This is a genomic window from Burkholderia stagnalis (assembly GCF_902830275.1).
GTDB lineage: Bacteria > Pseudomonadota > Gammaproteobacteria > Burkholderiales > Burkholderiaceae > Burkholderia > Burkholderia stagnalis.
In genome coordinates, this window is sequence record NZ_CADESW010000002.1 from 523,193 (window position 1) to 535,502 (window position 12,310).

The 12,310-nt window shown below is 68.8% G+C and carries 13 protein-coding genes and 1 tRNA gene; 9 read left to right on the top strand and 5 right to left on the bottom strand.

The annotated features are described in order from the left end of the window. The first annotated feature begins 21 nt into the window (after nucleotides 1-21). The 6 genes from HWY45_RS06395 to HWY45_RS06420 all read left to right on the top strand — a co-directional run bounded on the left by HWY45_RS06395 (nucleotide 22) and on the right by HWY45_RS06420 (nucleotide 5,878). Nucleotides 22-1,680 (top strand): MFS transporter, encoded by a 1,659-nt coding sequence (locus tag HWY45_RS06395; protein ID WP_059879793.1) that lies wholly within the window; start codon nucleotides 22-24, stop codon nucleotides 1,678-1,680. 93 nt (nucleotides 1,681-1,773) lie between these two features. Next, nucleotides 1,774-1,850 (top strand) — tRNA-Met (locus HWY45_RS06400). Nucleotides 1,851-2,178: 328 nt separating this feature from the next. Beyond that, the gene (locus HWY45_RS06405) at nucleotides 2,179-2,667 is read left to right on the top strand and encodes a winged helix-turn-helix transcriptional regulator (RefSeq protein ID WP_059879797.1); all 489 of its coding nucleotides are present in this window, start codon (nucleotides 2,179-2,181) and stop codon (nucleotides 2,665-2,667) included. Nucleotides 2,668-2,907: 240 nt separating this feature from the next. Then, a complete protein-coding gene (locus tag HWY45_RS06410) occupies nucleotides 2,908-4,305 on the top strand; it encodes a pyridoxal phosphate-dependent decarboxylase family protein (RefSeq protein WP_059879800.1) in 1,398 nt (465 codons plus the stop codon). 203 nt (nucleotides 4,306-4,508) lie between these two features. Then, complete coding sequence (locus HWY45_RS06415) at nucleotides 4,509-5,084, top strand: MFS transporter (RefSeq protein ID WP_060149663.1); 576 nt, start codon at nucleotides 4,509-4,511, stop codon at nucleotides 5,082-5,084. A gap of 53 nt (nucleotides 5,085-5,137) precedes the next feature. Continuing rightward, on the top strand, nucleotides 5,138-5,878 hold the full coding sequence (locus HWY45_RS06420) for an SDR family NAD(P)-dependent oxidoreductase (protein ID WP_059879806.1): 741 nt from the start codon (nucleotides 5,138-5,140) through the stop codon (nucleotides 5,876-5,878). A gap of 14 nt (nucleotides 5,879-5,892) precedes the next feature. On the opposite strand, the gene HWY45_RS06425 is transcribed toward HWY45_RS06420, so the two are convergent. Further along, nucleotides 5,893-6,867, bottom strand: a complete 975-nt coding sequence (locus HWY45_RS06425) for a LysR family transcriptional regulator (protein WP_059879808.1) — start codon at nucleotides 6,865-6,867, stop codon at nucleotides 5,893-5,895. 145 nt (nucleotides 6,868-7,012) lie between these two features. Beyond that, on the bottom strand, nucleotides 7,013-8,032 hold the full coding sequence (locus HWY45_RS06430) for a GlxA family transcriptional regulator (RefSeq protein WP_059879810.1): 1,020 nt from the start codon (nucleotides 8,030-8,032) through the stop codon (nucleotides 7,013-7,015). A 126-nt stretch (nucleotides 8,033-8,158) separates the two neighbouring features. Here HWY45_RS06430 and HWY45_RS06435 point away from each other — a divergent pair, with 126 nt between their 5' ends. The 3 genes from HWY45_RS06435 (at nucleotide 8,159) to HWY45_RS06445 (ending at nucleotide 9,592) form a co-directional block, all read left to right on the top strand. Next, nucleotides 8,159-8,842, top strand: coding sequence for a DJ-1/PfpI family protein (locus HWY45_RS06435; protein WP_059879813.1), 684 nt, complete (start codon nucleotides 8,159-8,161; stop codon nucleotides 8,840-8,842). Nucleotides 8,843-8,914: 72 nt separating this feature from the next. After that, nucleotides 8,915-9,226: a cupin domain-containing protein gene (locus HWY45_RS06440; RefSeq protein WP_059566060.1), complete on the top strand. Its 312-nt coding sequence runs from the start codon at nucleotides 8,915-8,917 to the stop codon at nucleotides 9,224-9,226. A 90-nt stretch (nucleotides 9,227-9,316) separates the two neighbouring features. Then, nucleotides 9,317-9,592 carry a hypothetical protein gene (locus HWY45_RS06445; protein WP_059879816.1) on the top strand — a complete coding sequence of 92 codons (276 nt, stop codon included), beginning with the start codon at nucleotides 9,317-9,319 and terminating at the stop codon, nucleotides 9,590-9,592. Between the two features lie 81 nt (nucleotides 9,593-9,673). Here HWY45_RS06445 and HWY45_RS06450 read toward each other — a convergent pair whose 3' ends face one another. From HWY45_RS06450 to HWY45_RS06460, 3 genes are all read right to left on the bottom strand, one after another. Next, nucleotides 9,674-9,958: a PAAR domain-containing protein gene (locus HWY45_RS06450; protein ID WP_059879820.1), complete on the bottom strand. Its 285-nt coding sequence runs from the start codon at nucleotides 9,956-9,958 to the stop codon at nucleotides 9,674-9,676. Between the two features lie 137 nt (nucleotides 9,959-10,095). Further along, nucleotides 10,096-10,482, bottom strand: coding sequence for an MAPEG family protein (locus tag HWY45_RS06455; protein ID WP_059566160.1), 387 nt, complete (start codon nucleotides 10,480-10,482; stop codon nucleotides 10,096-10,098). Nucleotides 10,483-10,683: 201 nt separating this feature from the next. Continuing rightward, nucleotides 10,684-12,003: a dicarboxylate/amino acid:cation symporter gene (locus HWY45_RS06460; protein WP_059879823.1), complete on the bottom strand. Its 1,320-nt coding sequence runs from the start codon at nucleotides 12,001-12,003 to the stop codon at nucleotides 10,684-10,686. Nucleotides 12,004-12,310 lie beyond the last annotated feature (307 nt).

The following is a 12,310-nucleotide window of genomic DNA, read 5'->3' on the forward strand; positions in this document are numbered from 1 at the left end:
CAAGAGACTTGGAGACGATTCATGGCTACGTTAGGCGGGCACATTGCGCACTCGCCGATGACGGGCGAAGAGAAGAAGGTGATCTTCGCGTCGTCGCTCGGCACCGTGTTCGAGTGGTACGACTTCTACCTGGCCGGCTCCCTCGCGGCCTACATCAGCAAGAGCTTCTTCTCCGGCGTCAACCCGACGGCCGCCTTCATCTTCACGCTGCTCGGCTTCGCGGCCGGCTTCGCGGTGCGGCCGTTCGGCGCGATCGTGTTCGGCCGCCTCGGCGACCTCGTCGGCCGCAAGCACACGTTCCTCGTGACGATCGTGATCATGGGCGTGTCGACCTTCGTGGTCGGCTTCCTGCCCGGCTACGCGTCGATCGGCTTCGCCGCGCCGGTGATCTTCATCGCGATGCGGCTCCTGCAGGGCCTCGCGCTCGGCGGCGAGTACGGCGGCGCCGCGACCTACGTCGCGGAACACGCGCCGTCGCACCGGCGCGGCTTCTACACCGCGTGGATCCAGACAACCGCGACGCTCGGCCTGTTCCTGTCGCTGCTGGTGATCCTCGGCGTGCGTACGCTGATCGGCGAGCAATCGTTCGGCGCGTGGGGCTGGCGCATCCCGTTCATCGCGTCGATCCTGCTGCTCGCGGTGTCGGTGTGGATCCGGCTGCAGTTGAACGAGTCGCCGGTGTTCCTGCGCATCAAGGCCGAGGGCAAGACGTCGAAGGCGCCGCTCACCGAAGCGTTCGGCCAGTGGAAGAACCTGAAGATCGTGATCCTCGCGCTCGTCGGCCTGACGGCCGGCCAGGCGGTCGTGTGGTACACGGGCCAGTTCTACGCGCTGTTCTTCCTCACGCAGACACTGAAGGTCGACGGCGCGAGCGCGAACATCCTGATCGCGATCTCGCTCCTGATCGGCACGCCGTTCTTCGTGTTCTTCGGCTCGCTGTCGGACCGGATCGGCCGCAAGCCGATCATCCTCGCGGGCTGCCTGATCGCGGCGCTGACCTACTTCCCGCTGTTCAAGGCGCTCACGCACTACGCGAACCCGCAGCTCGAACTCGCGACGATGAAGGCGCCGATCACCGTCGTCGCCGATCCGGCCGCCTGCTCGTTCCAGTTCAACCCGGTCGGCACGTCGAAGTTCACGAACTCGTGCGACATCGCGAAGAGCGCGCTCGCGAAGGCCGGGCTGAACTACGAGAACGTCGCGGCGCCGGCGGGCGCCACCGCGCAGATCAAGGTCGGCGACACCGTGATCGACGCGTATGACGGCAAGGCGGCCGACGCGAAGGCGAAGGGCGCGGCGTTCGACAAGACGCTCGCCACGACGCTGAAGTCGGCCGGCTATCCGGCGAAGGCCGACCCGGCGCAGCTCAACTGGCCGATGACGATCGTGGTGCTGACGATCCTCGTGATCTACGTGACGATGGTCTACGGCCCGATCGCCGCGATGCTGGTCGAGATGTTCCCGACGCGGATCCGCTACACGTCGATGTCGCTGCCGTATCACATCGGCAACGGCTGGTTCGGCGGCTTCCTGCCGGCGACCGCGTTCGCGATCGTCGCGGCGCAGGGCAACATCTACTCGGGGCTGTGGTATCCGATCGTGATCGCGCTGATCACGTGCGTGATCGGGCTGCTGTTCGTCAAGGAGACCAAGGACTCGAATATCTACGCGCAGGATTGACGGGTGCGGCCATGACCGGGGCGGCAACTTTTTTCAAGGATATGAAAAAAGGTGTTGACACCCCGGTTAGGCTTCAGCATAATTCAGTTCTTCGGCGAATTAGCTCAGTCGGTTAGAGCGACGGAATCATAATCCGCAGGTCCGGGGTTCGAGTCCCTGATTCGCCACCAAATGCAGCAAGAAAAGGGCTTAGCTACGGCTAAGCCCTTTTTGTTTTTGTCGATGCGAACGCATACGTTGCGTTTCATTTCGCAAGCAGCCGCTTGCAGCGCACTCCCCCGCAACACATCCCCCTCGATACGTCACGCCTGCCCGCGCAGCCGAGGCCCGGCCGCATGCGCCCACGAGCGCCGCCCTCGGGTTCAACCGGAGTTCACCGCCCGGCACGCGTTTTATAATGCAACCAATTCCCCGGGCAAATCCCGTGCTTCGTCTTCGCATGCAGTCGGACCGCCCCACCCATCGCACTCGTTCCGGCTCATTTCCGTGGAGGACACCATGGCCAAGCGCATCAGCCACAACAGCAGCGCGTGCGGAGTCGCCCGCCCGCTCGACGTGATCGGCGACGGATGGTCGCTGCTGATCGTGAGAGACGCGTTCGGCGGCCTGCGGCGCTTCGGCGAATTCCAGGAAAGCCTCGGGCTCGCACGCAACATCCTCGCGTCGCGCCTGCGCCATCTCGTCGAGCACGGCGTGTTCGAAACCGCGCCGGCGTCGGACGGCAGCGCGTATCACGAATACCTGCTGACCAGGAAGGGCCGCGCGCTGTTTCCGTTGCTCGTCGCGCTGCGGCACTGGGGCGAGGATTACTGCTTCAAGCCCAACGAAGCGCACGTCAGGCTCGTCGACCGCGAATCGGGCCGCCTCGTCCCGCACGTCGAAGTGCGCGCGCACGACGGGCGCACGCTCGCGCCCGAAGACACGATCGTCAAGTTTCCGCCTGCGCGCGCATCGTCCGCCGCGTCGAAGAAGAAGCCCGCGCGCTGAGCGCGCGGGCGCAACCGCCCGCATGACGCCGCGGCAGCACATATGGCGCTGCCGCGCCCGCACGCTTCGGACACGCGCCATCTCAAGTTGCATTTTGCAACTCATTGACCTACATTGGTCACTCGTCCGACTTCTCGCGCGATGCGCGGCCGATGCATGAACCGGCCTCATGGGCCGCACTCGCATCGGCATGCGCGCCCGGGCCGAGCCGCACATCGCCAATCACCTTTCCATTCCGCCATGCATCCGACACTCGCCGCCGATCTCGCCAACCTCGACGCCCTCCTCGACGACACGCGCCGCCATGCGGTCGCGGCCCTGTCATCGCTCGACGCGCGCCCCGCCGCCGTCGCCCCGCCGCCGGCCAGCCCGACGCCGCTGCCGGAGCATGGCGCAGGGCTCGACGGCGCGCTGGCGGAATTTACCGCGCGCTGGGCGCCCGGTTTCTCCGGCAGCGCGGGGCCGCGCTACCTCGGCTTCGTCACGGGCGGCGCGACGCCCGCGTCGCTTGCCGGCGACTGGCTGACCGGGATCTACGACCAGAACCCGACCGCGGGCATCGACAGCGCGGCGCCGGACCTGGAGCGCGAGACGATCGCTCGGCTGCGGCAACTGTTCGGCCTGTCCGACGCGCAGCAGGGCGTGTTCGTCACCGGCGCGACGATGTCGAATCTCGTCGGCCTCGCGCTCGGCCGGGAATGGCTTGGCGAACGCAGGGGCGTGCGCGTGTCCGAACAGGGCGTCGCCGCGCTCGGCGACGTGCGCGTGCTGTCGGCGACGGCGCATTCGAGCGTCTACAAGGCACTGTCGGTGCTCGGCATTGGCCGCCAGGCCGTGCGCAAGGTCGCGACGCTGCCCGGGCGCGAAGCGATCGACATCGCCGCGCTCGAGGCCGCGCTGGCCCAGCAGAACGGCGAGCCGGCGATCGTCGTCGCGAACGCCGGCACCGTCAACACGGTCGACTTCGACGATCTCGCCGCGATTCACGCATTGAAGGCGCGCTATCCGTTCTGGCTGCACGTCGACGCGGCGTTCGGCGCGTTCGCCGCGCTGTCGCCGGAACACGCGCCGCTCGTCGCGGCGCTCGATGCGGCCGACTCGATCTGCATCGACCTGCACAAGTGGCTGAACGTGCCGTACGACGCCGCCGTGCAGTTCACGCGCCGCCGCGACCTGCAGGTGCGCGTGTTCCAGAACAGCGCCGCCTACCTCGGCGTGCCGACCGACAACCCCGACTTCGTCCACCTGACGCCGGAAAACTCGCGTCGGCTGCGCGCGCTTGCGACCTGGTTCTCGCTCGCCGCGTACGGCCGCGCGGGCCATGCGGAAATCGTCACGCGCAACATCCGGCTCGCGCAGTCGCTCGGCGAGCGGATCGGCGCGCAGCCCGGCTTCCGGCTGCTCGCCCCCACGCGGCTGAACGTCGTGTGCTTCACGCTGGCCGATGCGCCCGACGAAGCGCGCATCGGCGCGTACGTGCGCGCGGTGCGCGATCTCGGCGACGCGTTCATCACCAGCACGGTCTATGACGGCGTATGGGGGCTGCGCGTCGCGTTCTCCAACTGGCGGACCGGCGAAGCGGACGTTCCGCGCATCTTCGATTCGCTGAAACAGGCGCTCGCCACACTGCAGCACTGACGCGGCCGGCGCGTTCCGGCCGGGCATCCGGACGCGCCCGCGCACAAGACCGCACTGCCATCCACGGTATAGGTTGCATAACGCAACTCGATGGATTACGCTCCGCGCAGTTTCATTTTAAAACTCCAAGACGGAAGCAGGCCGTGCGTTGCGCACAGTACCGTCAATCCATTCGAATCGCCCCACCCGCCAGCGAGGTGTCGATGTCCACGCAGAGTGTCCTGTCCGCCGAATCGACGCCCTCGGCCCTGCGCAGCTGGCTCGCCATCGTCGTGCTCGGCATCGCCACGTTCACCATCGTCGTCACCGAATTCGCGCCGGTCGGCCTGCTGACGCTGATCTCGGACGACCTGCACCAGAGCCCGTCGACCGTCGGCCTGCTGGTGACGGTCTACGCGGCGATCGGCGCCGTCAGCGCGCTCGGCTCGGCGGTGATGCCGAGCCGCTTGCCGCGCAAGCCGCTGCTGCTCGTGCTGATGCTGATCCTCGTCGCGTCGAATGCCGCGGCGATGTTCGCGCACAGCTTCTCGTCGCTGATGGTCGCGCGGATCATCGGCTCGGCCGGGCACGGCCTGTTCTGGGCGATGGTCGCGGCGCTCGCGACGCAGATCGCGCCGCCCAACCGGATGGGGCTCGCGACGTCGATCGTGTTCGGCGGCGTGTCGATCGCGAACGTGATCGGCATTCCGCTCGTCAACCTGATCGGCCAGCAGCACGGCTGGCGGTTCGCGTTCGGCGCGCTCGCGCAGCATCCCGCGTTCGCCGGCACGCGCCCCTGATCGCACGTCGTCACCCGTCACGTTCACGTTCCAAGTTCGACAGGAGCCTGCATATGAGCAATCGAGTCTGCCTGATCACCGGCGTCGGCAGCGCCACGGGCGCATCGATCGCGCGACGCTTCGCCCGCGACGGCTATCGCGTCGCGATGCTGGCGCGCAACCTCACGCGCCTGCAGGATTTCGAGCGGGAGATTCCCGGCAGCCGCGCGTTCGCGTGCGACGTCGCGGATCTCGACGCGCTGGCGACGACGATCGACGCGGTACGCGCCGAACTCGGCAAGCCGTCGGTCGTCGTGCACAACGCGGTGTCCGCAACCTTCGCGACGTTTCTCGACGCCGATCCGGCGCGGCTCGAGCGCAATTTCCGCGTGAATACGACCGCGCTGCTGCACCTCGCGCGCGCATGCGCGCCCGACATGATCGCGGCCGGCCACGGCGCGATCGTCGTGACCGGCAACACCGCGTCGTTGCGCGGCAAGCCGAACTACGCGCTGTTCGCGCCGACCAAGGCCGCGCAGCGCATCCTCGCCGAAGCGCTCGCGCGCGATCTCGGCCCGAAGCGCGTGCACGTCGGCTACGTGATGATCGACGCGGCGATCGACACGCCGTGGCTCGGCGAGGACGGCCGCGACCGGCCGACCTGGGTCGAACCGCCGGCCGACTGGCCGTTCGCGCGCGACGCGTATTTCGCGCACCCCGACGCGATCGCCGACGAAGTGTTCCACGTCGCGCACCAGCATCCGTCCGCGTGGTCTTTCGACTACCTGATACGCCCGTTCGCCGAGAAGTGGTAGCGCGCCCCGCGCCGCTACGCCGCCACCGGCCCGCGCGCCGGCTCGCCCGCGCGGGCCCCCAGCCGCCCGCGCCAATCCTCCCCGCCCTCCAGCGCCGGCGTCGACTCGAACAGCTCCGCGATCCAGTCGGCGAACACGCGCACCTTCGCGGACAGGTGCCGGTTGTGCGGGTAGACGATCGAGATCGGCTTCGGTTTCGGGTTGCAGCCGGGCAGCACCTCCAGCAGCGACCCGTCGAGCAGGTTCGGCAGCACCATGAACAGCGTCGGCTGGATCATCCCGAAGCCTTCGACGCCGCAGGTCACGTAGGCATCCGAATCGTTGACCGTGACGCTCGCGCTCATCCTGACCTCGACCGGCTTGCCGTCGATCACGAACACCCACGGGATCGGCCGCGCGCCGTGGCTCGCGCGGAAATTCACCGCGACGTGCTCGGCGAGATCGGCGATCTCGTGCGGATCGCCGTGGCGCTTCAGGTAATCGGGCGAAGCGCAGGTCACGCGCTTGAGCATCCCGATCCGCCGCGCGACCATCGACGAATCCTCGAGCGGCCCGACGCGGATCATGCAGTCGATGCCCTCCTCGATCGGGTCAACCGGCCGGTCGGACAGCCCGAGATCGAGCGTGATCTCCGGATAGCGCTGCCGGAACGCCGACAGCGCGGGAATCACGATCCGCCGCCCCAGCGAACCCGGCATGTGGACGCGCAGCACGCCGCTCGGCTTGCGGTTGCCCGTCTGGAAACTCGCATCGGTTTCCGCGATCTCGGCAATGATCTTCACGCAATGTTCGTAGTACGCGGCGCCTTCGGGCGTCAGCGACAGCCGGCGCGTGGTCCGGTGCATCAGCCGCACGCCGAGCAGCGCCTCGAGATTCTGGATGATCGTCGTCACCGATGCGCGCGGCATCGACAGCGTATCCGCCGCACGCGTGAAGCTGTTCGCGTCGACCACGCGGGTGAAGACTTCCATTGCCTGGATACGGTCCATGCTGCCCCCTTCGATTCGCCAGCGGAACAGGACAGCATAGAGCCCGTGGAAGGGGCGGCACAAGCCCCGCCCCATTGTTCGCGATTGCAGAATAGTTGAATGTTTCGGACTGGGAATCGGCGCCGATTCGCGCAGGTCGCGCCGCTTACCCGGCGAACCGTTCCCGATATGCCTGCGGCGTGACGCCCAGCACGCGCACGAAGCCGCGCCGCAACGTTTCCTCGGAGCCGAATCCGCAGCGCTCGGCGATCCGCTTGAGCGGCCACGACGTGTCGCCGAGCAGGCGCTGCGCGGTCTCGATGCGGATCTGCTCGACGGCGCGCGCGGGCGTGCGCCCGGTTTCCGCGCGGTAGTGGCGCACGAAGCTGCGCTCGCTCATCCGCGCGCGCTCGGCGAGCACGGGCACGGACAGGTCGCCGCCCAGGTGCTCGGCGATCCATGCGTGCAGTTCGCCGAAGCGGTCCCCGTAGCGGTTCCCGAAGCGGTTCCCGAAGCGATCGCCGACGCGCTCCGCGCTGCGCTGCATCGACAGCGTCGCGCTGAATTGCGCCTGCCCGCCCGGGCGCTTCAGGAACACGACCAGCTCGCGCGCGACATCGAGCGCGATCGCGCGCCCGAGATCCTCCTCGACGAGCGCGAGCGCGAGATCGATGCCGGCCGTGACGCCCGCCGAGGTCCACAGCGCGCCCTCGCGGATGAAGATCGGATCGGCTTCGACGCGGATGCGCGGGTAGCGCGCCGCCAGCTCGTCGCAGCGGGTCCAGTGCGTGACCGCGCGGCGGCCGTCGAGCAGGCCCGCCTCGGCCAGCAGGAAGGCGCCCGTGCAGACCGACGCGACCCGCCGCGCGCGTTCGGCCTGCCGGCGGACCCAGCGGACCAGCCGCGGGTCGCGCGACGCCGCGTGCACGCCCTGGCCGCCGGCGACGATCACCGTGTCGGCGGGCCGACCGCCCGCGCGCAGCGCATCGGCCATCACGACGAGGCCCGCCGACGTGGCAACCGGCCCCGCTTCCGCGGCCACGACGCGCGGCGCATACGGCGCGGGCTGCCCGCGCTCGTTCGCGAGTTCGTTGACGGACGCGAACACCTGCAGCGGCCCGGTCACGTCGAGCAGTTGCGCGCCGGGAAACGCCAGCACGAGGATCGAACGCGGAGCGGTGGACATGGCGATTGGCGGAAAACGTGGGAGAGATGGCAATTTCGCCAAACACTACCCGCCTAGAATCGATCTGTCCAATCTGTCCTTCGCGCACCGCCCGCGGCGCGCCACTCGATCCTTCGGAGGGTTCACATGGCTCTGCAAATCGGCTTTCTCGTGTTTCCGGGCGTTCAGCAGCTCGACCTCACCGGCCCGCACGACGTGCTCGCGTCGCTGCCGGACGCTGTGGTTCACCTGGTGTGGAAGAGCCGCGAGCCGGTCGCGTCGAGCAGCGATCTCGCGCTGACCCCGACCCGCACGTTCGCCGACTGCCCGCCGCTCGACGTGATCTGCATTCCGGGCGGCATCGGCATCAACGCGCTGCTGACCGATGCGGAGACGGTCGCGTTCGTCCGGCAGCGCGCGGCGGCCGCCCGCTACGTCACGTCGGTGTGCACCGGCGCGCTGCTGCTCGGCGCGGCGGGGCTGCTGCGCGGGCGCCGCGCGACCACGCACTGGGCGTTCCATGAACTGCTCGAGCCGCTGGGCGCGGTGCCCGTGCGCGAGCGCGTCGTGCGCGACGGCAACCTGATCACGGGCGGCGGCGTGACGGCCGGCATCGACTTCGCGCTGACGATCGCCGCGGAACTGGCCGGCGACGACGCAGCGCAGGCGATCCAGCTGGAGCTCGAGTACGCGCCGGCGCCGCCGTTCGACGCCGGTTCGCCCGATACCGCGCCGGCCGCGGTCGTGCAGCGGGTGCGCGAGCGCTCGGCGGCCGTGCTCGCCCGGCGCCGGCAGGCGGTCGAGCAGGCCGTCGCCGCGATGCCGCGCTAGCCTGACGCTGCCGCCGCCGGCGCCCGATCGCGCGCCGGCGAACCGCCGCCATCCTTTCATCGAGCCCTGACCATGAACGTTTTCCGCAGCGCCGCATTCACCGCCGAGCGCGCCTGGGGCGCGCTCGACATCGCCAGCCTGAACGGCATCACGGTCCGCCTGCACTGGACCGACCAGCCCTATCGATGGCACGTCAACGACGGCGACGAGGTGTTCGCCGTGCTCGACGGCCGCGTCGAGATGCGTTACCGCGAAGCCGGCGTCGAACGGTCCGTGCTGCTCGCGGCCGGCGACGTGCTGCATGCGCCGGCCGGCACCGAGCACGTCGCGCACCCGCTCGGCGAGGCGCGCATTCTCGTCGTCGAAACCGAGGGGAGCGTCTAGTGCGGCCGCACGGCATCGCCCGAAATCGGGCCGATGCCGATCGCGCGATCTTGATAGACTTGCGCGCACACGCTCATACGGGATCCACGAATGAATCTCTACACCAAGGAAGGCAAACCGCTGCAGGTCGGCGGCCAGATCGTATTCAGCCGGACGGGGCGGGTGGTCGGACGCATCCGCGGCAGCAAGGTGTTCGGCCGCGACGGCCGCTACGTCGGCACGATCGCCGGCGATCGTCTCGTCTACCGCTCGACCGACAGCATCGCGGTGGGCGCGCCGTTCGCCGCGGCCAACCGGGCCAGCGTCGCGAGGCCGCACCGCGTCGCGTCGGTGGTCTGGGGCAGCGAGCCCGCGATCCCGGCCTGACGCGCCGCGCCGGCACGCGACAAATGAAGCGGCCCGCGCCAATGGCGCGGGCCGCTCTTTTTTATGCCGGCGTATGCGCGCCTAGCCGGAAATCGTCCCGGTTGCCTGCGACGGAATCAGCTTCGGCATCGGCTGGCACAGACACTGGCACAGGTCGTGCTCGAGCGCGACGACCTTGCCCATCACGGTCATCGTGCGCTCGCCGCCGTCGGACACGATCACGCCCGGCGTCTTGCACGCGGCGCAGAACACGGGCGCGCCGAGATAGGCCAGCGGCCGGCCGTCGAACGACGATTCGGCGATGCCGTCGAGCACCACGCCGCCATGATCGGTGGTGTCGCCTTTCAGAATGAATTTGCGGGTCATGTTGTCGGATCTTCCCTCGGGGATGCCGCGATCCGCGGCCGCGCGGCCGCCGTCGGGCGTTCTCGGTATCCGCCCGTCGGTCGCGGGCGTGGCGTGAGCATATCACCGCCGCGGCGCCCGGCACCGGCGCCCCGCCGTCACACGAACAACGCGATGCTGAGCGCCGCGCCGCACAGGTACGTGCCGAGCGCGCCGACGAAGCGCGCGGGATTCGGCTTCGACATCGTCCGCCACGCGAGCAGGCCGGCCACGAGCAGGCACCGGCAGGCGGTCGCGGCGACGATCAGCGACAACACCGCGCCCGACGGCTCGTGCGCGCCGTGGTAGAGAAACAGCACCGCAAGGAACGGCGCATATTCGGCGGTGTTGCCGTGCGCGCGCACCAGCTTGCGGAGCGGATTCGTCGGATCCTCCGCGCAGCCCGAGCCGATGGTGGTGCGAAAGCGGCCGACGGAGACGGCCAGCCCGAGCCCGAACAGCAGGAGACCGAGAACCGCGGTGCAGGCGAGCGCGATGGAATTCATGTGCATGGGGACACCGGACAGGAGTGGAAACGGATTGCGATTGTCGCGGATCGTACCCTCGTCCGGCCGCTTCGGCCAGTTGACGCCCCCACCGACAACGCCCGCCCGGGCGGTTTGCGTCCGCCCAAAACGAAACGGCCGGCCGGCCGCCCGCGCCGAAGCGGACGTGCCGGCCGTGGCCCGGCGCGCCGGGCATGCGCGTTACACGCGCTCGACCACCGCGCCCGGTTTGACCTGAGCGCCTTCCGCGGTCGCGCCTTGCGCGCCCGCTGCGTCGACGCCGTCGTTCTCCGCGCCGAGCTGCCCTTCCCACTTCGCGATCACGGCGGCGGCGATCGAGTTGCCGACCGCGTTGGTCGCCGAGCGGCCCATGTCGAGGAACGTGTCGACGCCCATGATCAGCAGCAGCCCTGCTTCCGGCAGGTTGAACTGGTTGAGCGTCGCGGCGATCACGACGAGCGACGCGCGCGGCACGCCGGCCATCCCCTTCGAGGTCAGCATCAGCAGCAGCAGCATCGTCAGCTGCGTGCCGAGCGGCAGGTGGATGCCGTACGCCTGCGTGATGAACAGCACGGCGAACGTGCAGTACATCATCGAGCCGTCGAGGTTGAACGAATAGCCCATCGGCAGCACGAAGCTCGAGATCTTGCGGTTCACGCCGAACCGGTCGAGCGCGTCGAGCAGCTTCGGATACGCGGCTTCCGAGCTGGCGGTGGCGAACGACAGCAGGAACGGCTCGCGGATCAGGCGGATCAGCGAGAACGTGCGCTTGCCGAGGAACACGAGGCCCGCGAGCGTCAGCATGCCCCACAGCAGCGCGAGCGCGAGGTAGAAGCTGCCCATGAACTTCGCGAACGTCAGCAGGATGCCGAGGCCCTGCGTGGTGATCGTCGACGCGAGCGCCGCGAACACCGCGATCGGCGCGAACCACATCACCGCGCCGGTGACCTTCAGCATCACCTGCGCGAGATCCTCGATCACGCCGGTCAGGCGCCGGCCCTTCTCGCCGAGCGCGGACAGCGCGGTGCCGAAGAAGATCGAGAACACGACGATCTGCAGGATCTCGTTGTTCGACATCGCCTCGCCGATCGACTTCGGCACCAGGTGCGTGACGAAGTCCTTCAGCGTGAACGCGCCCGTCTTCAGGTTGGTGGCCGCGTCCGAGGCCGGCAGCGGCAGGCTCAGGTGGCTGCCCGGCTGCAGCAGCGTCGCGGTCACCAGGCCGAACAGCAGCGACACGAACGACGCGATGACGAACCAGCCGAGCGCCTTCACGCCGACCCGGCCGACCGCGTTGGTGTCGCCCATGTGGGCGATGCCGACGGTCAGCGTCGCGAACACGAGCGGCGCGATGATCATCTTGATCAGGCGCAGGAAAATATCGGACAGCAGCGACACGTAGCCGGCAATCTCCTTCGTGACCTTGGGGTCGGGAAACGCGCTGTGACAGCCGTAGCCGACCGCGATGCCGAGGATCATCGCGATCACGATGTAGGAGGTGATGTTGCGTTTCTTTTGCATAACGAATCCCGTTGCCCGGGCAAGCTTTAAGGATGTCTGAAAGGCGGGCGCGCGATGGCGTCCTGGGCGGGTCCGGGCGCCCCGCGGCGCGCATCATAACAGACCCTATCAGGCCCCATTTTGACGCGGCGCGAACCGGACAAATACGGGCGCAGGGTAGTCAACCAAATTCGCCGCCCCAACACCCATGCGCATTTCGAATACCGCCGGCCGAAAACGCGCATGGCGGGTACGGAACCTGCCTGACGTGTGCCACGGCGGTGCGGCGCCGCACCGATCCGGCCCACTCACTCCCCGCCCGCGGGAA